Source organism: Micrococcus sp. 63XJN7_8_ISO-PGPR-S23-253, assembly GCF_056173425.1.
Genome location: NZ_CM149673.1, coordinates 933,123 through 952,429 on the forward strand (window position 1 = coordinate 933,123; position 19,307 = coordinate 952,429).

Sequence of the window (19,307 nt, forward strand, 5' to 3'; positions counted from 1 at the left end):
GTGACGCGGGCCTCCCAGTACGGTGGACCCGAACGCGCGCGAGGCTCGCTTCACGCTGTGCTTGAAGGTGTCCACCCCGGGTGGCCGCCGATCACCGGGGCGTTGTGCCTCGCGCTGACCTCTCGAGATCTCGAACAAAGGGAACCAACACCGTGGCTGCACCCCAGAACTACCTGGCCGTCATCAAGGTCGTCGGCATCGGCGGCGGCGGCGTGAACGCCGTGAACCGCATGATCGAGGTGGGGCTCCGCGGCGTGGAGTTCATCGCCATCAACACGGACGCCCAGGCGCTGCTGATGTCGGACGCGGACGTGAAGCTGGACGTGGGCCGCGAGCTCACCCGTGGACTCGGCGCGGGCGCGAACCCCGAGGTGGGCCGCCAGGCCGCCGAGGACCACGCGGAGGAGATCGAGGAGGTCCTGCGGGGCGCGGACATGGTGTTCGTGACCGCGGGCGAGGGCGGCGGCACCGGCACCGGCGGGGCGCCCGTCGTGGCCCGCATTGCGCGCTCGCTCGGCGCCCTGACCATCGGCGTCGTGACCCGCCCGTTCACGTTCGAGGGCCGCCGTCGCGCCGGCTCCGCCGAGGCGGGCATCGACGCCCTGCGGGACGAGGTCGACACCCTCATCGTGATCCCGAACGACCGCCTGCTGTCCATCTCGGACCGCAACGTCTCGGTCATGGACGCCTTCCGTCAGGCGGACCAGGTGCTCCTCTCCGGCGTGCAGGGCATCACCGACCTGATCACCACCCCGGGCCTGATCAACCTCGACTTCGCGGACGTGAAGTCCGTGATGCAGGGCGCGGGCTCCGCGCTCATGGGCATCGGCCACGCGCAGGGCGAGGACCGCGCCGTCAAGGCGGCCGAGCTGGCGATCGCCTCGCCGCTGCTCGAGGCCTCCATCGACGGCGCGTACGGCGTGCTGCTCTCCATCCAGGGCGGCTCCGACCTCGGCCTCTTCGAGATCAACGAGGCCGCGCGCCTGGTCCAGGAGGTCGCCCACCCGGAGGCCAACATCATCTTCGGCGCGGTCATCGACGACGCCCTCGGCGACGAGGTGCGCGTGACCGTGATCGCCGCGGGCTTCGACAAGGTGGACGTCACCTCCGCCCCGGCCGCCCCGCAGGCCGTGCAGCAGCAGGCGGCCCCGCAGCGGGCCGCGGCCCCCACGCAGCCGCAGCCCGTCCCCGCCCAGCCGCAGCCCGCCCCGGCCCAGCCGCAGCAGGCCGAGCGTCCCGCCGTGCGCGGCACCGTGCCGCTGGCCCCGCAGGAGCAGCAGCCGCGCCGCCAGCAGGACCTGCCCACCGTGGTGGAGCCGGACCTCGGCGCCGGGTCCTCGGACCTGGACGTCCCGGACTTCCTCAAGTGACGGCCGCGGAGGGGCCGGCCGGGACCGTACGGGTCCCCGCCGGCCCCTTCGTGCACCGCGAGACCGTCCGCACCGCGACGGGCGCCGTGCACGTGGCCTGGACGTCCGTGGCCGCCGGCAACCTCGCGCTGCACGTGGTCCCGCCGGACGAGGCCGAGGGGCTCGCTCGCGTCAGCGCCGCCCGTCGCGCCCTGGAGCGCGTGATGGGGGTTCCCGAGGACGCGACGCTCTATTTGGACCAGGTCCACTCGGCCGACGTCGTGTGGGCGGACGGACCCGGGCGCGGCGGTGCCCCGGCCCCCGTGGCCGACGCCGCCGTGAGCCGCGACGGGTCCCGGCCGCTGGCCGTCATGGTGGCCGACTGCCTCCCCGTGGTCTTCGTCGACGAGACGACCGGCGCGACCGCCGTGGCCCACGCCGGGCGGCGCGGGCTGCTGGACGGCGTCCTGGAGGCGACCGTCGATCGTCTGCTCTCCCTGCGCCCGGAGACCGACCGGACCGGTCCCGGCCTGCGCGCCTGGATCGGTCCCGGCGTGTGCGGCCGCTGCTACGAGGTGCCCGCCGCCATGCGTGCCGAGGCCGCCGCCCGCCTCCCGGCGACCGCGGCCACCACGTCCTGGGGCACCCCCGCCCTCGACCTGCCCGCCGGCGCCGCACAGGTCCTCCGCGCCCGCGGGGTGACCACCGCGACGATCGACGTGTGCACGCGCGAGGACGAACGCCTGTTCTCGCACCGCCGGGCGCCCGGTGAGGGCCGGTTCGCCGGCCTCGTCTGGCGCACCGACCCCGACGCCACCACCCCGAGAGGAGAGGCATGACCGCCCCCGCCACCGCCGGGCCGACCCCGACGGATCCCCGCGCCCGGGAGATCGCCGACGCGCTCGCCGCGGTGCGCGCCCGCATCGCCGACGCCGCGCGGGACGCCGGGCGCGAGGCGGAGCCCGCGCTCGTCGTCGTGACCAAGACCCACCCCGCCGAGGACGTCGTGCGCCTCGCCGCGCTCGGCGTGACCGACGTGGGGGAGAACCGCGACCAGGAGGCCCGGCCCAAGGCCGAGGCCGTCGCCGCGGCCCTGGGGGCGGACGCCCCGCGCTGGCACTTCGTGGGCCAGCTGCAGACCAACAAGGCCAAGTACGTGGTGCGCTACGCGTCCGTGGTGGAGTCGGTGGACCGACCCGAACTGGCCGAGGCGCTCTCGCGAGCGCTCCTGCTGCGGCGCGAGCGCGAGCCCGAGGCCGCGATCCCCGACCTGGAGTGCCTCGTGCAGGTGGACGTCGACGACCGCGCCGACGAGGACCGCCCCGAGGGGATCGGCCCGCGCGGCGGCGCCCGTCCCGAGGACGTCCCCGCCCTCGCGGACGTCATCGCAGGCCTGCCGGGCCTGCGGCTGGGCGGGCTGATGTGCGTGGCGCCGCGCGGCCTGGACCCGGAGGACGCGTTCCGCCGGCTCGCCGCGCTCGGCGCGGGCCTGCGGCAGACGCATCCGGAGGCCACCACGCTGTCCATGGGGATGAGCGCGGACCTCGAGGCGGCCGTGCGCGCCGGGGCGACACAGGTGCGCATCGGCTCCGACGTTCTGGGGGCCCGGGACGCGGTGGGCTAACGTTGACCCCGCGCGTCCCGGCGGGACGCGACAGGACCGCGCGGACGCACGCGCACCGACGACGAACGACGGCGGCCCCCGGGGCCGGAGGACGTGGTGAAGGAAGACTCATGGCTGGCGCCCTGAAGAAGACGATGATCTACCTCGGCCTGGCCGACGGCGACGAGTACGACGAGCAGCCGCGTGCCGCCGAGCGGGAGACCGCGCCCCGACACGAGGTCGTCGAGGCGCGCCGCCCCGCGGAGCCGGACACCGACCCCCACATGGAGGCCGTCCGCCCGGCTGCGGTCCGCGATCCCGAGCCGGCCGAGCGGCCGGAGCCCGTGACCCCGTCCGGCTCCACCGCGGCCGATCCCGTCGAACCCCGGCGTCCGGCGCGTCCCGAGCCGGTCGACCCGGGCTACCGGGCCCCGGTGACCCCCATCAAGCGAGCCGCAGCGTCGTCTGCCGAAGGAGCCTCCGTGCACACCCTGTCCACCGTCCATCCCCGCTCCTACAACGACGCGAAGGCGATCGGCGAGTCCTTCCGCTCCGGCGTCCCCGTGATCATGAACGTCACCGACCTCGGTGAGAACGAGGCCAAGCGCCTCGTGGACTTCGCGGCCGGCCTCGTCTTCGGCCTGCACGGCTCGATCTCCCGCATCACCAGCAAGGTGTTCCTGCTGACCCCGGCCACCGTGGACGTCGTCGGCGCCGAGCAGGGCGAGTCCGGCGAGGCCGACTCCCCGTTCGACGGCGACTGAGGCGCCCATGCAGCTGCTCCTCGCCCTCGCCTACATCGCCCTGACGGTGGTGCTCGCGGCGCTGACCGTGCGGATCGTCCTGGACGTCACCCAGTCGTTCGCCCGCCACTGGCGCCCCACCGGGGCGGCCCTCGTGCTGGCCAGCGGCGTGTACGGGGCCACCGATCCGTTGCTGCGCCCCGTGCGTCGTGCCGTGCCGCCGGTGAACCTGGGCGGCATCGGCCTGGACGTGGCCTTCCTCATCGTGTTCCTCGGCGTCGTCCTGCTGCGGGTCCTGGTGGTGAGCCTGGCCGGCGTGGCCTGACCCGCGGCCCGGGGCGGCTGTCGGCCCCGGTGGTAGTCTTCGCGGCAGGGTCGGCGCCGCCCCTCACCGGCGCGCCGACCGCCGACGCGCCGGGCCGCCCGGCCGTCCTAGAGCACCGAGCAGAGAGCGAGACGGTTCCATGGCGCTGTCCTGGGAAGACGTGGTCAACAAGCAGTTCCAGCCCACGAAGTTCCGCGAGGGCTACGACCAGACCGAGGTGGATGACTTCCTCGACGAGATCGTGGCGGAGTTCAAGCGCCTGATCGCCCTCAACGAGCAGCTCGAGTCCGAGAACGCGGAGCTGCGCGCCGGCGGCGCCGCCCCGGCCGCCGCCCCCGCTGCGGACACCCCGGAGGCCGCCGCGACGCCGTCCCCCGTCGAGGAGCCGGCCCCGGCCGCCGCCCCCGAGGCCGCCGACGCGGCCGCGACCTCCGCCGCCGGCGTCCTGGCCATGGCCCAGCGGCTGCACGACGAGCACGTCGCCGCAGGCGAGCAGCGCAGCACTGAGCTCGTCGCCGAGGCCGAGGCCACCGCGGCCCGGCTCGTCAGCGACGCCGAGGAGCAGAAGGCCCGCACCCTCGAGGCCCTGGCCGAGGAGAAGGCCGGCCTGGAGGGCGAGGTCGAACAGCTGCGCAGCTTCGAGACCGACTACCGCAGCCGCCTCACCTCCTACATCGAGGGCCAGCTGCGCGAGATCCGCGCCCAGAAGCGCGTCGAGCCCCCCATGCCCACGGCGTGAGCCGAGCCGTCGACGCCACGTCGGCCCCGCGATCCCCTCGCGCGGGCCGGCGAGCCGTGCTCACCGCCCTCCTCCTGGCGGTGCTGGCCTACGCCCTCGACCAGCTGACCAAGTACGCGGTCGAGAGCACGATGCAGCTGGGGGACTCCGTCGCGGTGATCCCCGGGGTGCTGCGCTGGCACTACATCCTGAACCCGGGCGCGGCGTTCTCCATCGGCGAGGACCACACCTGGGTGTTCACCGTCATCCAAGCCGTGGTGGCGGTGGCCGCCCTCGTCGGGATCGCCCGCGTGCGCTCGACGCCGTGGGCCCTGGCGCTGGGCGGGCTCGCCGGCGGCGTGCTCGGCAACCTCACGGACCGGCTGTTCCGGCCCCCGGCGTTCGGGCGCGGCCACGTGGTCGACATGATCTCCGTGCCGCACTTCGCGATCTTCAACGTGGCGGACTCGTTCATCGTCTGCTCCGTCATCGGCGTCGCCCTGCTCGTGATGACCGGCCGCCGCCTGGACGGCACACGGGAGGCGTGAGGACATGGGCATGAGACCGGGACTGACCGAACGGCTCGAGGTCACCGAGGCCGAGGCGGGCCGGCGGGTCGACGCGGTGCTCGCCGACGCGTTCGGCGTCTCCCGCTCGCTGCTGGCGGACTGGTTCTCCCGGGGCCTGGTGCGGGCCGAGTCGCGCTCCGGACGCCGGGACCGCGTCCTGGCCAAGTCCGCGAAGGCCGTGGCGGGGGAGACCCTCGCCGTCGACGTCCCCGACGACCCCGACCCCCTGGAAGTGAGGGCAGAGCGCGTGGACGCGCTGAGCATCCTGTACGAGGACGAGGACCTGGTGGCCGTGGACAAGCCCACCGGCGTGGCCGCGCACCCCTCGCCCGGCTGGGTCGGGCCCACCGTGGTGGGCGCCCTGGCCGCCCTCGGCTACGACATCACCACCTCGGGCGCCCCTGAGCGCCAGGGGATCGTGCACCGGCTCGACGTCGGCACCACCGGGGTCATGGTCGTGGCCAAGACCGAGCGCGCCTACACGGCCATGAAGGACCAGTTCCGCGAGCGCGTGCCGGAGAAGGTCTACCACGCCGTGGTCCAGGGCATCCCGGACCCGCTGAGCGGCACCGTGGACGCGCCCATCGGGCGGCATCCCGGCCACCACTGGAAGTTCGCGGTGCTCGACGACGGCCGGCCGTCCGTGACCCACTACGAGACGCTCGAGGTGTTCGGCCGGGCCACCCTGCTCGAGGTCCACCTGGAGACCGGGCGCACCCACCAGATCCGCGTGCACACCTCGGCGCTGCGCCACCCGTGCGTCGGCGACCTCACGTACGGGGCGGATCCGCGCCTGGCGGCCGAGCTCGGGCTCACGCGGCAGTGGCTGCACGCCCACCGGCTGGCGTTCCCACACCCGGTCACGGGGGAGCCGGTGACGATCACCTCCCCGTATCCGGACGACCTCGCCCACGCCCTGGCGGCGCTGCGCGGCGACGAGGACTGACCCGGCGCCGTCGACGTGACCCCCGTCCCGGTCCGGCCCCGCCGCCCGGGCACCACGAGTAGGCTGGTGCGGCCCCGCCGTCCTCCCCGTCGAAAGGCCCACCCCGCATGACCGTGTCCGCCGACGCCCGCCCCGACGCCGTGAAGGACGGCGGCTTCGTCCATCTGCACACGCACACCGAGTACTCCATGCTCGACGGCGCCGCGAAGCTGGACGACCTGTTCGCCGAGGCCCAGCGGCTGGGCATGGACTCGCTGGCCATCACGGACCACGGCTACCTCTTCGGCGCCTACGACTTCTGGTCCAAGGCGAAGGCGGCGGGCGTCAAGCCGATCATCGGGCTCGAGGCCTACGTGGCCCCCGGGCATCAGCACCGCACGGACAAGGAGAAGACCCGCTGGGGCGAGCCCCACCAGCGGGGGGACGACGTGTCCGGCGGCGGTGCCTACACGCACATGACGCTGCTGAGCGAGACCACCGAGGGGATGCACAACCTGTTCCGGATGGGCTCGATCGCCTCGCTGGACTCGGTGTACGCCAAGTGGCCGCGGCTGGACCGGGAGCTGCTGAGCCAGTACTCGAAGGGCCTGATCGCCACCACGGGCTGCCCCTCCGGCGAGGTGCAGACGCGCCTGCGCCTGGGCCAGTACCGGGAGGCGATGCAGGCGGCCTCGGACTTCCGGGACATCTTCGGCAAGGACAACTACTACTGCGAGATCATGCACCACGGCCTCGACATCGAGCGCCGGGTGATGACGGACCTGCGCCGGCTCGCCAAGGACCTGGGCCTGCCGTTCGTGGCCACGAACGACCTGCACTACACCCACGAGCACGACGCCAAGGCGCACGAGGCGCTGCTGGCCCTGCAGTCGGGCTCGAAGCTCAACGAGCCCAGCTACGACCAGGGCGGCTCCCGCTTCGCGTTCTCCGGCACCGAGTACTACCTGAAGTCCCCGCGGCAGATGCGCGAGCTGTTCGCTGAGCTGCCCGAGGCCTGCGACAACACGCTGCTCATCGCCGAGCGGTGCGAGGTCGAGTTCGACACGAAGGCCAACTACATGCCGGTCTTCCCCACGCCGGAGGGCGAGGACGAGACCAGCTGGCTCATCAAGGAGGTCGCCTCCGGCCTGGCGTACCGCTACCCGGACGGCGTGCCGGACCACGTGCGCAAGCAGGCGGACTACGAGCTGGACGTCATCATCTCGATGGGCTTCCCCGGGTACTTCCTCGTGGTGGCCGACTTCATCAACTGGGCCAAGGAGAACGGCATCCGGGTGGGCCCGGGCCGCGGCTCGGGCGCCGGATCGATGGTGGCGTACGCGCTGCGCATCACGGACCTGGACCCGCTCAAGCACGGGCTGATCTTCGAGCGGTTCCTCAACCCGGACCGCGTGTCCATGCCCGACTTCGACGTCGACTTCGACGACCGCCGTCGCTCCGAGGTGATCGACTACGTCACCCGCAAGTACGGCGACGAGCGCGTCACCATGATCGTCACGTACGGGACCATCAAGACCAAGCAGGCCCTGAAGGACTCGGCCCGCGTGATGGACCAGCCCTTCTCGATGGGCGAGTCCCTCACCAAGGCGTTGCCGCCGGCGGTGATGGCCAAGGACATCCCGCTCAAGGACATCGAGGACCCCGCGGCCCCGCGCTACGGGGAGGCCGCGCCCTTCCGCGAGCTGATCGCGACGGACCCGGTGGCGAAGGAGGTCTTCGAGACCGCCAAGGGCCTCGAGGGCCTGAAGCGGCAGTGGGGCGTGCACGCGGCCGGAGTGATCATGTCCTCGGCGCCGGTGATCGACGTCATCCCGATCATGCGCCGTCTCCAGGACGGCCAGGTCATCACCCAGTTCGACTACCCGATGGCGGAGTCCCTGGGTCTGATCAAGATGGACTTCCTGGGGCTGCGCAACCTCACGATCATCTCGGACGCGCTCGAGAACGTGAAGGCGAACCAGGGTGTGGACCTGGACCTGGAGACCCTCGACGTGGACGACCCGGCGGCCTACGAGCTGCTGGCCCGCGGCGACACCCTCGGCGTGTTCCAGCTCGACGGCGGTCCCATGCGCTCGCTGCTGAAGATGATGCGCCCGGACAACTTCGAGGACATCTCGGCGACCATCGCCCTGTACCGCCCCGGCCCCATGGGCGCGAACTCGCACACCAACTACGCGCTGCGCAAGAACGGGCAGCAGGAGATCACCCCGATCCACCCCGAGCTGGAGGAGCCGCTGCGGGAGATCCTGGACACCACCTACGGCCTGATCGTGTATCAGGAGCAGGTCATGGCGATCGCCCAGAAGGTGGCGGGCTACTCGCTCGGCCAGGCCGACATCCTGCGCCGCGCGATGGGCAAGAAGAAGAAGTCGGAGCTGGACAAGCAGTACGAGGCGTTCCACCAGGGCATGCTGGACCGCGGCTACTCGGAGGCCGCGGTGAAGGCCCTGTGGGACATCCTGCTGCCCTTCTCGGACTACGCGTTCAACAAGGCGCACTCGGCCGCCTACGGCCTGGTCTCCTACTGGACGGCCTACCTCAAGGCGCACTACCCGGCGGAGTACATGGCCGCGCTGCTCACCTCGGTGGGCGACGACAAGGACAAGCTGGCCATGTACCTCAACGAGTGCCGCCACATGGGCATCACCGTGCTGCCCCCGGACGTGAACGAGTCCCACCTGACCTTCACCCCCGTCGGCCGGGACATCCGCTTCGGCATGGGCGCCGTCCGCAACGTGGGCGCCAACGTGGTCAAGGGCATGGTCCAGGGGCGCGAGGACAAGGGCTCGTACACGGGCTTCGGCGACTTCCTGGCGAAGGTGCCGCTCGTGGTGTGCAACAAGCGCACCATCGAGTCCATGATCAAGGCCGGCGCCTTCGACTCCCTCGGCTACGCCCGCCGCGCCCTGCTGGCCGTGCACGAGGAGGCCGTGGACGCCACCGTGGCGCAGAAGCGCAAGGAGGACCACGGCGAGTTCACCTTCGACCTGTTCGCGCTCGGCGGCGGCGAGGCGGACGACTCCGACGCCGCGGACGGCGTCGCGGTCCCGGACCTGCCGGAGTGGGCCAAGAAGGAGAAGCTCGCGTTCGAGCGCGAGATGCTGGGCCTGTACGTGTCCGACCATCCGCTGCAGGGCCTCGACGGCGTCCTGGCCCAGCACGCCGACGTCCAGATCACCCGCGTCCTCGACGACGACGGGCCCGCCGACGGCGCGATCGTCACCATCGCGGGCCTGATCACCACGCTCGAGCGCCGCATCGCCAAGTCCTCGGGCAACGCGTACGCGCGCTGCGAGATCGAGGACCTCGGCGGCTCGATGGACGTCATGTTCTTCGGCCAGGTGTACGCGCCCATCGCGATGATGCTGGCCGAGGACCTCGTCGTCGCCGTCAAGGGCAGGGTCCAGCGCCGGGACGACGGGTCGGTGTCCCTGTCCGCGATGGAGCTGACCATCCCGGAGCTCTCGGACGGCCCCGGCGGCCCCGTGCGGATCACGCTGCCGGCGTTCAAGGCCACGGAGCAGGTCATGGGCCAGCTGGCGGACGTGCTGCGCACCCACGAGGGCTCCTCGGAGGTGCGGCTGTCCCTGGTGGGCCAGCGTGCCACGCAGGAATTCCAGCTGGGCCCGCAGTTCCGAGTGAGCCCGAACCCGGCGCTGTTCGGCGACCTCAAGATCCTGCTGGGTCCGGCCTGCCTCGGCTGAGCGGACGTAGCATGGGAGTGCCCCGCCCAGGAGGAGAGAGCTGATGCACTGCCCGTTCTGCCGCCATGAGGACTCGCGCGTGGTCGACTCGCGCTCCCTCGACGACGGCTCCGCCATCCGCCGGCGTCGGCAGTGTCAGGCCTGCGGCAAGCGGTTCACCACCATGGAGACCACCGCCCTGACCGTCGTCAAGCGCTCCGGGGTGGCGGAGCCGTTCGACCGCTCCAAGGTGATCAACGGCGTCCGGAAGGCGTGCCAGGGGCGGCCGGTGACGAGCGACGACCTGGCCATGCTCGCCCAGGAGGTCGAGGAGACGGTCCGCGCCACGGGCAATGCCGAGGTGGACGCCCACGACGTCGGCCTGGCCATCCTCGATCCGCTGCGCCGTCTCGACCAGGTGGCCTTCCTGCGCTTCGCCTCCGTCTACCGGGACTTCGAGTCCCTCAACGACTTCGAGGAGGCCATCGCGGAGCTCCGGGCCGGTGACGGGGACGACCGCGGCCGTCCCGCCGTGCAGCCGCGGCTGTTCACCCGCTGACCGGGCCGATGCGACGGCGCCGCCGGGATCGACGGGGCAGTGGTGCGCACGGCCTCCAGACGCTACAGTGATCCCCGGGCCGACTTCGGTCGGTCCGGCACGACTGCCGAGGGCGGTTCCGGAGGGGAAGCCGGAACCGCCCTCGGTGTCTGCGCCCTCAGTTGCCGTCGGCGAGCGAGCCGTGCGCGGCCAGGGCCGCGCCCACGATGCCGGCGTTGTTCTGCAGCTGGGCCGGGACGATCGGGGTGCGCAGGCGCAGCAGCGGCAGGTAGTCGTCCGGCCGCTTGGAGATGCCGCCGCCGACGATGAACAGGTCGGGCGAGAAGATCCGCTCCACGTGGGAGAAGAAGCGCTGCAGTCGCTCGGCGTACTCGGCCCAGCTGAGCTGATCGCGCTCCCGGGCCTTCGCGGAGGCCCGCGACTCGGCCATCACGCCGTCGAGCTCCAGGGAGCCGACCTCGAAGTTCGGGACGAGCACGCCGTCGTGGACCATCGCGCCGCCGATGCCGGTGCCGAGGGTGATCACGTGCACCAGGCCACGCACGCCCCGCCCGGCCCCGTAGCGGGCCTCCGCGAGGCCGGCGGCGTCGGCGTCGTTGACCACGGTCACGGGGCGGCGCAGGTGCTCCTCGAACGAGCCGCGCAGGTCCGTGCCGATCCACGTGTGGTCGATGTTGTTCGCGGACAGGCACACCCCGTCCTTGACGATCGAGGGGAAGCACACGCCCAGCGGGGCGGAGGGCTTCGGCGCCTTCTCGCGCCCGTCGAGCTCGGCGGTGATGGCCGCCAGGGTCGCCGCCACGGGCTCGGGCATGGCCGGCTGCGGGGTGGGGATGCGGAAGCGGTCCCCGCGCAGGGTGCCCGCCTTCGGCCCTGACCCGAGGCGGACCAGGCCGCCCTTCATGCCGGTCCCCCCGACGTCGATGCCGATCGTCGTGGGGTACTTGGAGGAGCGCTGGGCGGTGCTGGTGTGCGTCGTCACGGTCCCAGCTTAGTGCCGGGTCACGGCAGCGTGAGAATCTCAGCGCCGTCGTCCGTGACGACGATCGTGTGCTCGAACTGCGCGGTGCGGCGGCGGTCGCGGGTCACCACGGTCCAGCCGTCGTCCCACTGGTCCCACTCGATCGTGCCGAGGGTGAGCATCGGCTCGATGGTGAACACCATGCCGGGCACGAGCAGCCGGTCGTGGGCCGGGGCGGCGTCGTAGTGGGGGATCACGAGGCCGGAGTGGAAGTCCACGCCCACGCCGTGGCCGATGAAGTCGCGCACCACGCCGTAGCCGAAGCGCTTGGCGTAGGACTCGATGGCGCGGCCGATCACGTTGACCTGACGGCCGGGCTTCACGGCGCGGATGCCGCGGCGCAGGGCCTCCTCGGTGCGCTCGACGAGCAGCCGGGACTCCTCGTCGACGTCGCCGACCAGGTAGGTGCGGTTGTGGTCCCCGTGGACGCCGTCCAGGTACGCGGTGATGTCCAGGTTGACGATGTCCCCGTCCTCCAGGACGGTGCCGTCCGGGATGCCGTGGCAGATGACCTCGTTGATCGAGGTGCAGATGGACCGCGGGAAGCCGCGGTAGCCCAGGCAGGACGGGTAGGCGCCGCGCTCCACGAGGAAGGCGTGCGCGATCCGGTCCAGCTCGTCCGTGGTGACGCCCGGGCGGATGTGGGCGGCGGTGTGCTCCATGGCCTGCGCGGCCAGGCGGCCGGCGGCGCGGATCCGCTCGACGCCGGCGGCGTCGTAGACGTCCGAGGCGTTGCCCTCGTCCGGGGTGGCCTTGCCGACGTACTCGGGGCGCGGGATCGCGGCCGGCACGGGCGGGGCGGGGGACGGGGCCCCGGGCGTCAGGGTGCCGACGGGGGCGAGCGACCCGGGCTCCGGCACGGCGGGGCCCGCGGGGCGGGGACCGTTGTGGCTGGACGGGGCGGCGGGGTTCTGACGCTGGGACATGTCCTCCAGCCTATCGGCCCGGCTACTGTGGCCCCCATGACCGAGACGAGCGAGTTCTGGTACAACGTCAACACGCATCAGGTGGAGGTGGGCGCCCAGTCGGACTGGTCCCAGCTGCTGGGCCCGTTCGGCACCCGTGAGGAGGCCCAGGCCGCGATGGACCGCGTGCGGGCGAACAACGAGGCCGCCGACGCCGAGGACGAGCGCGACGACGACTGGGACAGCCGCCCCGTCGACGACGCCTCCTGACCACGGCGTCGGACGACACCGGGCCCCCGTCCCTCAGGACGGGGGCCCGGTCGTCTCACGGGGCGGGTTCAGCCCTCGAAGCCGTGCTCCGGGGCCGGGAACGCGCCGTCGAGCACGTCCGCGCGATAGGCCCGGACCGCCTCGCCCACGACCTCGTGCAGGCGGGCGTACTGACGGACGAACCGGGGCACCCGTCCCGCGCGCAGGCCGAGCATGTCCTGCCACACGAGCACCTGGCCCGTGGTGCCCGGGCCCGCGCCGATGCCCACGGTGGGCACCCGCAGCGCGGCGTCGACGGCGGCGGCGACGTCCGAGGGGACCATCTCCATCAGCACGGCGAACGCCCCTGCGGCCTCGAGGGCCCGGGCCGACGCCGTCATCCGCTCGGCCGCCCCCGCGCCGCGGCCCTGCACCCGGTAGCCGCCGAGCACGTGCTCGGACTGGGGGGTGAAGCCGATGTGGGCCATGACCGCGACGCCGGCGGCCGTCATCGCGGCCACGTGCTCGGCGAAGCGCTCGTCGCCCTCCACCTTGACGGCGTGCGCGCCGGACTCCTTCACGAGGCGGACGGCCGACTCGACGGCCTGCCGCGGGGAGGCCTCGTAGGAGCCGAAGGGCAGGTCCGCGACCACGAGGGCACGCTGGGCACCGCGCACCACGGCCTGGGTGAACAGGATCATCTGGTCCAGGGTGACCGGCAGGGTGGTGGGGTGGCCCAGCACGGTGTTGCCCACCGAGTCGCCCACGAGCAGCACCTCGACGCCGGCCTCGTCGAACAGGGCCGCCGTCATCGCGTCGTAGGTGGTGAGCATCGCGAAGCGCCGGCCCTCGTCCTTGGCCCGCTGCAGGTGGACCGTCCGGTACCGGGACGGGGCGGGCGGACCGTAGGGGGCGGCGACGTCGTCGTTCTTCCGGGAGGAGTCGGGAGCGGACATGGCCCGGAGTCTACGCGGCGCGTCTAGAGTGGCCGCATGGATCGACAGCAGGACTACGTGCTCCGCACCATCGAGGACCGGGACGTGAGGTTCGTGCGCCTGTGGTTCACGGACGTCGTCGGGACGCTGAAGTCGGTGGCGCTGTCCCCGGCCGAGGTGGAGAACGCGTTCACCGAGGGGCTGGGCTTCGACGGCTCCTCGATCGACGGCTACACCCGCATCTCCGAGTCGGACATGCTGCTGCAGCCGGACCCGGCCACCTTCCAGATCCTGCCCTGGCGCGGAGACCGCGGGCAGAGCTCGCGCATGTTCTGCGACGTCCTCACCCCGGACGGGCGCCCCGCCCCGGCCGACCCGCGCCACGTGCTGCGCCGCGTGCTGGAGAAGGCCTCGGACATGGGCTTCTCCTGCTTCATGCACCCGGAGATCGAGTTCTACCTGCTCGAGAGCGACCAGCCCGGCCCCGACGGCCGGCCCGTGCCGGTGGACCGCGCCGGCTACTTCGACAACGTGCCCGGCTCCGACGCCGCCGACTTCCGCCGCGACGCCGTGACGCTGCTGGAGAGCATGGGCATCTCCGTGGAGTTCAGCCACCACGAGAACGGCCCGGGCCAGAACGAGATCGACCTGCGCGCCGCCGACGCGCTGACCACCGCGGACAACGTGATGACGTTCCGCACTGTGGTCAAGGAGGTGGCCGCAGCCCAGGGCACCTACGCCACCTTCATGCCCAAGCCGTTCTCCGAGCACCCCGGCTCGGGCATGCACACCCACATCTCCCTCTTCGAGGGCGACTCCAACGCCTTCTACGACCCCGCGGACGAGTTCCGGCTCTCCGTGACGGGCCGCCGGTTCATCGCGGGCCTGCTGCGCCACTCCGTGGAGATCAGCGCCGTCACCCACCAGTTCGTGAACTCCTACAAGCGCCTGTGGGGCGGCGGCGAGGCGCCCTCGTACGTCTCCTGGGGCCACAACAACCGTTCCGCGCTCGTGCGCGTGCCCCTGTACAAGCCGGACAAGGCCGGCTCCGCCCGCATCGAGTACCGCGGCATCGACGCCTCGGCCAACCCGTACCTGGCCTACGCGCTGCTGCTGGCCGCCGGCCTGAAGGGCATCGAGGAGGGCTACGAGCTGCCCGAGTCCGCCGCCGAGGACGTCAGCGCGCTCACCACCCACGAGCGCCGGGTCCTCGGCCACGACCCGCTGCCCGGCACCCTGCACGACGCCCTGCGCGCCGCCGAGGAGTCCGAGTTCGTCGCCTCCGTTCTGGGCGAGCACGTCTTCGACGCCCTGCTGCGCAACAAGCGCCAGGAGTGGGACGACTACCGGGTGGAGGTCACGCCGTACGAGCTGCGGCGCTACCTCTCCGGCCTCTGAGGCGCCGGCCGTGTCCGCCCTGCCCGACGCGGCGACCGCCGACGCCCCGGACCGCCGCGCCCTCGCGCAGGCGGGGGTCGCCGACGCCCGCCGCGTCAGGTCGCTGCTCGCCTCCCCGGAGTTCGAGGGGGCCGACGTCGCCCCCCTCGTGGAGCGGCTCGGCCACGCCGCCGACCCGGACCGCGCCCTGCTGCTCTGGGTGCGCCTCGCCGAGCGCGAGCCCCGCGTCCACCGCGCCCTGCGGGACGCGGAGACCACCGCGCGCCTGCTGCGCCTGCTCGGCGCCTCCGAGGCGCTCGGCGAGTTCCTCATCCGCCGTCCCGAGCACCTCGACCTCGTCCTCGAGCCCGAGTCCGCCGCCGCGACCGCCCCGGCGCTCGCCCAGCCGGACCCCGCGGACGGTGAGGAGTGGGCCGACGAGCCCGCGGCCCTGCGCCGCCTGCTCCTGGAGGCGGTGGAGGCCGACCCCGACGCCGACCGGCCCCGCGCCGGGCTGACCGGCACGGATGCCGCCGTCGCCCTGCGCCGCGCCTACCGACGCCAGCTCGCCGCGATCGCCCTGCGCGACCTCGACTCCGCGGACCCCGCCGCCGTCATGCCCTCCGTCGGCCGCTGGCTCGCCGACCTGGCCGGCGCCGCCGTGGACGCCGCGCTCGCGGTCTCACGGGCCACGCTCGCCGAGCGCGAGGGCCCCGCGGTGGACCGCGTGGATCTGGCCGTGATCGGCATGGGCAAGTGCGGCGCCCGGGAGCTGAACTACATCTCCGACGTGGACGTCGTGTTCGCCCACGCCGTCCGCGAGGCCCCGGACGGCGCGGACCCCGAGACCGAGGTCCCGGACGGGCCGCGCGCCGCCGCGCTCGCGGCCGAGCTGGCCGCGGGCATCGGCCGCGTGATCCAGGGCGCGGCCCCCGAGCCGGGACTGTGGGACGTGGACGCCAACCTGCGTCCCGAGGGCAAGGACGGCGCCCTGAGCCGCACCGTGGAGTCCCACGCCGAGTACTACCGCCGCTGGGCCCACGGCTGGGAGTTCCAGGCCCTGCTCAAGGCCCGCCCGATCGCGGGCTCGCCCCAGCTCGGCGAGCGCTACATCGCGGAGATCTGGCCCCGGGTGTGGGAGTCCTCCTCGCGCGACGGGTTCGTCGAGTCCGTCCGGGCCATGCGCGCCCGGGTCCTGGACACCCTCGCCCCCGCGGAGCGCGAGCGGGAGATCAAGCTCGGACCCGGCGGTCTGCGCGACGTCGAGTTCACGGCCCAGCTGCTCCAGCTCGTGCACGGCCGTGCGGACGAGTCGCTGCGGGTGCGCGGCACGCTCGACGCGGTGCGGGCGCTGCACGCCGCCTCCTACGTCACCACGCGCGACGCACGGGCGTTCGACGAGCACTACCGGTGGCTGCGCACCCTCGAGCACCGCATCCAGCTCGTGCACCTGCGGCGCACCCACCTGATGCCGGTCAAGGAGGAGGCCCGCCGCGTCGTCGCCCGGTCGATGCGCGGCGCCGCCGACCGGGGTCCCGCCACCGGCGAGGACCTCCAGGCCGCGTTCACGCGCGTGCGCCGCGCCGTGCGCGGTCTCCACGAGACCGTGTTCTACCGGCCGCTGCTGTCGACGACGGCCGCCCTGTCCGCCGAGGACGTGCGGCTGTCCGCGGAGGCTGTCCGCGACCGCCTGGCGGCGCTGGGCTACCGCGACCCGCAGGGCGCCCTGCGGCACATCGAGGCCCTCACCCAGGGCGTCTCGCGCCGGGCCGCGGTCCAGCGGCAGCTGCTGCCGGCCATGCTCGGCTGGTTCGCCCGGGGCGCCGACCCCGACGGCGGCCTGCTCGCCTTCCGCCGGCTCTCCGAGTCGCTGGGCGGCACGGCCTGGTATCTGCGGATGCTCCGCGACTCCTCGGACGCCGCCCGGCGGCTGTGCCTGGTCCTGTCCGGCTCCCGGTTCGTGGGGGGCCTGCTCGAGCACTCGCCCGAGGCCGTGGCCTGGGTGGGCGACGACCGGGAGCTCGACCCCCGGGGCGCCATCCAGCTGTGGCGCCAGGTCGACGCGCGGCTCGACCGCCGCGTGGCCGCGGAGGAGGCCCCCGCGGCCGTGCGCCACGTGCGGCAGGTGCGGCGCAGCGAGACGCTGCGTGTCGCCCTGGCCGACATGTCCGGCCTGCTGGACCTGGAAGCCGTCTGCGGCGCGCTCGCGGACATCGACCAGGTGACGGTGGTCGGCGCCCTGCGGGTCGCGTGGCGGGCTGTCGTCGCGGATGCCGAGCCCCTCACCGACGTGCTCGTGGTGGCCATGGGCCGCCAGGGCGGGCGGGAGATCACCTACGGCTCGGACCTGGACGCCCTGTTCGTGCATCGGCCCCGCCCCGGCGCGGACGAGGAGCGAGCGCACGAGCAGGCCGAGGAGGTCGTCCGCACGCTCATGGCCCTCCTGCAGAAGCCCGCCGCGCCGCCGCTGCCCGGGGAGCGGCGGCTCGAGGTGGACGCCGACCTGCGCCCCGAGGGACGCCAGGGGCCCCTGGTGCGCACCCTGGACTCGTACCGGGAGTACTACGGCCGCTGGGCCGAGGTGTGGGAGCGGCAGGCGCTGCTGCGCGCCCGCCCCCTGGCCGGCGACGACGACCTGGCCACCGACTTCCGCCGCTGGGCCGACGGCGTCCGCTATGCGCAGGACCTCTCGGCCGCCGACGCCCGGGAGATCCGCCGGATCAAGGCCCGCGTGGAGGCCGAGCGGCTGCCCCGGGGGGCGGACCCGGCGCGCCACGTCAAGCTCGGGCGCGGGGGGCTCTCGGACGTCGAGTGGCTCGTGCAGTCGCTGCAGCTCAAGCACGCCGGTCAGATCGAGGACCTGCGCGTGACCGGCACACTGCCGGCGCTGCGGGCGATCGCCCGGCACGACCTGCTGCCCGAGTCCGAGGTCGCCGTCCTCGAGGAGGCCTGGCTGCTGGCCACCCGGATCCGCGCCGCCCTGCTGCTGTGGACGGGCAAGGTCTCGGACGTGCTGCCCACGAACATGCGCGACCTCGAGGCCGTGGCTCGCCTCAGCGGGGTGGGCACGGCCGGCGGGGAGCTCGAGGAGCGCTACCTGCGGGTGACCCGCCTGGCCCGTCGGGTGTTCGAGACCCGGTTCTACGGGCTCTGAACGACGCCGGCCCGCCACCCCGACGGGGTGGCGGGCCGGCCGTGCTCCGGTGCCGCGAGCTCCGGCTCAGGCGCGCACGACGTGCTCCCCGAGCAGCTCGAGGGTGCGACGTCGCACGGCGGGGTCCTGCGCGGCCGTGGTCACGATCAGCTCGTCCGCCTGGACCCGCGCCGCGAAGTCGTGCAGCCAGGCCGCCGTCGTCGGGCCGGTGCCCACGGCCGTGCACTCGAGCATCCCGAGCACCTGCTGGCCGGCGGGGGAGTGCAGCAGCATCTCGACCTCGTCGTCGGTGAGGGTGCGGCCCCGGCCGAGCATCATCCGGATGCGCGCCCGCTGCGCGGCCTGCCACTCCCGTTCGGCCTCCTCCCGCGTGTCCGCGGCGATCACGTTGGCCGCCGCGATGAAGTGCGGCTCCGCGAGGGCCTCGGACGGCTCGAAGTGCTCCCGGTACAGGCGCGCCGCATGCTCGAGCATCTGGGGTGCGAAGTGGCTCGCGAACGCGTAGCCGAGGCCGAGCTGCGCGGCCAGCTGGGCGCCGAACGCCGAGGAGCCGAGGATGTACAGCGGCACGTCGGTGCCCTTGCCGGGGTAGGCGTCGATGCCGGGGATCCGGCTCTGGCCGGTGAGGTAGCCCTGCAGCTCGAGCACGTCCTGCGGGAAGCGCTCGGCGGCCGACGGCTCCCGGCGCAGCGCCTGCAGCGTCCGCTGGTCGGTGCCGGGGGCGCGGCCCAGGCCCAGGTCGATGCGGCCGGGGTGCAGCTCGGCCAGGGTGCCGAACTGCTCGGCGATCACCAGCGGCGAGTGGTTGGGCAGCATGACGCCGCCGGAGCCGAGGCGGATCGAGTCGGTGTGTGCGGCCACGTGCGCGATGAGCACGGCCGTGGCCGAGGAGGCGATGGAGGGCATGTTGTGGTGCTCCGCGTACCAGACGCGCCGGAAGCCGGCGGCCTCGGCGACGCGTGCCTGCTCCACGGATTCGGCGAAGGCCTCACCCATCGGGGCGCCGTCGCGGACGAGGGCGAGGTCCAGCAGGGACAACGGCAGGGGGGTGGGGGCGGTGTGCTCGGTCATGGTGCTCCTGGTCTGCGGGGCCGCCCGGCCGGCCGGGCGGAGGTCTCCACAGATCCAGCGCCGACCGGCCCCGGACTATTCCGCGGCCGGGCACGACGAC

The 19,307-nt window shown here is 73.5% G+C and carries 17 protein-coding genes; 13 read left to right on the forward strand and 4 right to left on the reverse strand.

What is annotated here, in order from left to right; genetic code table 11:
• The first annotated feature begins 152 nt into the window (after positions 1-152).
• From ftsZ to nrdR, 10 genes are all read left to right on the forward strand, one after another.
• Complete coding sequence (gene ftsZ / locus AC0VX4_RS04355) at positions 153-1,370, forward strand: cell division protein FtsZ (RefSeq protein ID WP_060774656.1); 1,218 nt, start codon at positions 153-155, stop codon at positions 1,368-1,370.
• Positions 1,367-2,188 carry a purine nucleoside phosphorylase YfiH/LACC1 family protein gene (locus tag AC0VX4_RS04360; protein ID WP_144823926.1) on the forward strand — a complete coding sequence of 274 codons (822 nt, stop codon included), beginning with the start codon at positions 1,367-1,369 and terminating at the stop codon, positions 2,186-2,188. The genes ftsZ and AC0VX4_RS04360 overlap by 4 nt, the downstream gene beginning before the upstream one ends.
• Positions 2,185-2,973: a YggS family pyridoxal phosphate-dependent enzyme gene (locus AC0VX4_RS04365; RefSeq protein ID WP_136940919.1), complete on the forward strand. Its 789-nt coding sequence runs from the start codon at positions 2,185-2,187 to the stop codon at positions 2,971-2,973. Before AC0VX4_RS04360 ends, AC0VX4_RS04365 begins: the two co-directional genes overlap by 4 nt.
• A 110-nt stretch (positions 2,974-3,083) precedes the next feature.
• Positions 3,084-3,716 (forward strand): cell division protein SepF, encoded by a 633-nt coding sequence (locus AC0VX4_RS04370; RefSeq protein WP_060774653.1) that lies wholly within the window; start codon positions 3,084-3,086, stop codon positions 3,714-3,716.
• Positions 3,717-3,723: 7 nt separating this feature from the next.
• Complete coding sequence (locus AC0VX4_RS04375; protein ID WP_002855852.1) at positions 3,724-4,020, forward strand: YggT family protein; 297 nt, start codon at positions 3,724-3,726, stop codon at positions 4,018-4,020.
• A gap of 139 nt (positions 4,021-4,159) precedes the next feature.
• A complete protein-coding gene (locus AC0VX4_RS04380; RefSeq protein WP_144823927.1) occupies positions 4,160-4,759 on the forward strand; it encodes a DivIVA domain-containing protein in 600 nt (199 codons plus the stop codon).
• Between the two features lie 56 nt (positions 4,760-4,815).
• The gene (gene lspA / locus AC0VX4_RS04385; protein WP_144823928.1) at positions 4,816-5,286 is read left to right on the forward strand and encodes a signal peptidase II; all 471 of its coding nucleotides are present in this window, start codon (positions 4,816-4,818) and stop codon (positions 5,284-5,286) included.
• A 4-nt stretch (positions 5,287-5,290) separates the two neighbouring features.
• Positions 5,291-6,253, forward strand: a complete 963-nt coding sequence (locus AC0VX4_RS04390; RefSeq protein WP_095694680.1) for an RluA family pseudouridine synthase — start codon at positions 5,291-5,293, stop codon at positions 6,251-6,253.
• Between the two features lie 107 nt (positions 6,254-6,360).
• A complete protein-coding gene (gene dnaE, locus AC0VX4_RS04395; protein ID WP_144823929.1) occupies positions 6,361-9,957 on the forward strand; it encodes a DNA polymerase III subunit alpha in 3,597 nt (1,198 codons plus the stop codon).
• Positions 9,958-10,000: 43 nt separating this feature from the next.
• The gene (nrdR, locus tag AC0VX4_RS04400; protein ID WP_144823930.1) at positions 10,001-10,495 is read left to right on the forward strand and encodes a transcriptional regulator NrdR; all 495 of its coding nucleotides are present in this window, start codon (positions 10,001-10,003) and stop codon (positions 10,493-10,495) included.
• A 157-nt stretch (positions 10,496-10,652) separates the two neighbouring features.
• Here the strand turns inward: nrdR and ppgK are convergent, their stop codons facing one another.
• Both ppgK and map read right to left on the reverse strand, forming a co-directional pair.
• The gene (ppgK, locus tag AC0VX4_RS04405; RefSeq protein ID WP_144823931.1) at positions 10,653-11,477 is read right to left on the reverse strand and encodes a polyphosphate--glucose phosphotransferase; all 825 of its coding nucleotides are present in this window, start codon (positions 11,475-11,477) and stop codon (positions 10,653-10,655) included.
• Between the two features lie 20 nt (positions 11,478-11,497).
• Complete coding sequence (gene map, locus AC0VX4_RS04410; RefSeq protein WP_264480740.1) at positions 11,498-12,442, reverse strand: type I methionyl aminopeptidase; 945 nt, start codon at positions 12,440-12,442, stop codon at positions 11,498-11,500.
• Positions 12,443-12,478: 36 nt separating this feature from the next.
• On the opposite strand from map, the gene AC0VX4_RS04415 reads away from it, so the two are divergent.
• Positions 12,479-12,691: an SPOR domain-containing protein gene (locus AC0VX4_RS04415; RefSeq protein WP_010078516.1), complete on the forward strand. Its 213-nt coding sequence runs from the start codon at positions 12,479-12,481 to the stop codon at positions 12,689-12,691.
• A gap of 68 nt (positions 12,692-12,759) precedes the next feature.
• Here the strand turns inward: AC0VX4_RS04415 and panB are convergent, their stop codons facing one another.
• The gene (gene panB / locus AC0VX4_RS04420) at positions 12,760-13,626 is read right to left on the reverse strand and encodes a 3-methyl-2-oxobutanoate hydroxymethyltransferase (RefSeq protein ID WP_144823932.1); all 867 of its coding nucleotides are present in this window, start codon (positions 13,624-13,626) and stop codon (positions 12,760-12,762) included.
• 36 nt (positions 13,627-13,662) lie between these two features.
• Here panB and glnA point away from each other — a divergent pair, with 36 nt between their 5' ends.
• Together glnA and AC0VX4_RS04430 are read left to right on the forward strand one after the other, a co-directional pair.
• A complete protein-coding gene (gene glnA, locus AC0VX4_RS04425) occupies positions 13,663-15,003 on the forward strand; it encodes a type I glutamate--ammonia ligase (RefSeq protein ID WP_144823933.1) in 1,341 nt (446 codons plus the stop codon).
• Between the two features lie 10 nt (positions 15,004-15,013).
• Positions 15,014-18,136 carry a bifunctional [glutamine synthetase] adenylyltransferase/[glutamine synthetase]-adenylyl-L-tyrosine phosphorylase gene (locus AC0VX4_RS04430; RefSeq protein ID WP_144823934.1) on the forward strand — a complete coding sequence of 1,041 codons (3,123 nt, stop codon included), beginning with the start codon at positions 15,014-15,016 and terminating at the stop codon, positions 18,134-18,136.
• A 66-nt stretch (positions 18,137-18,202) separates the two neighbouring features.
• Here the strand turns inward: AC0VX4_RS04430 and AC0VX4_RS04435 are convergent, their stop codons facing one another.
• Positions 18,203-19,207: an LLM class flavin-dependent oxidoreductase gene (locus AC0VX4_RS04435; protein WP_144823935.1), complete on the reverse strand. Its 1,005-nt coding sequence runs from the start codon at positions 19,205-19,207 to the stop codon at positions 18,203-18,205.
• Positions 19,208-19,307 lie beyond the last annotated feature (100 nt).

Excerpts from the sequence above, each read along its gene's own strand:
- glnA (WP_144823933.1), top strand. The coding sequence starts at position 13,663 with ATGGATCGACAGCAGGACTACGTGCTCCGCACCATCGAGGACCGGGAC.
- AC0VX4_RS04390 (WP_095694680.1), top strand. The coding sequence starts at position 5,291 with ATGGGCATGAGACCGGGACTGACCGAACGGCTCGAGGTCACCGAGGCC.
- panB (WP_144823932.1), bottom strand. The coding sequence starts at position 13,626 with ATGTCCGCTCCCGACTCCTCCCGGAAGAACGACGACGTCGCCGCCCCC.
- AC0VX4_RS04415 (WP_010078516.1), top strand. The coding sequence starts at position 12,479 with ATGACCGAGACGAGCGAGTTCTGGTACAACGTCAACACGCATCAGGTG.
- AC0VX4_RS04435 (WP_144823935.1), bottom strand. The coding sequence starts at position 19,207 with ATGACCGAGCACACCGCCCCCACCCCCCTGCCGTTGTCCCTGCTGGAC.
- AC0VX4_RS04365 (WP_136940919.1), top strand. The coding sequence starts at position 2,185 with ATGACCGCCCCCGCCACCGCCGGGCCGACCCCGACGGATCCCCGCGCC.
- AC0VX4_RS04380 (WP_144823927.1), top strand. The coding sequence starts at position 4,160 with ATGGCGCTGTCCTGGGAAGACGTGGTCAACAAGCAGTTCCAGCCCACG.
- map (WP_264480740.1), bottom strand. The coding sequence starts at position 12,442 with ATGTCCCAGCGTCAGAACCCCGCCGCCCCGTCCAGCCACAACGGTCCC.
- AC0VX4_RS04375 (WP_002855852.1), top strand. The coding sequence starts at position 3,724 with ATGCAGCTGCTCCTCGCCCTCGCCTACATCGCCCTGACGGTGGTGCTC.
- dnaE (WP_144823929.1), top strand. The coding sequence starts at position 6,361 with ATGACCGTGTCCGCCGACGCCCGCCCCGACGCCGTGAAGGACGGCGGC.
- nrdR (WP_144823930.1), top strand. The coding sequence starts at position 10,001 with ATGCACTGCCCGTTCTGCCGCCATGAGGACTCGCGCGTGGTCGACTCG.
- AC0VX4_RS04370 (WP_060774653.1), top strand. The coding sequence starts at position 3,084 with ATGGCTGGCGCCCTGAAGAAGACGATGATCTACCTCGGCCTGGCCGAC.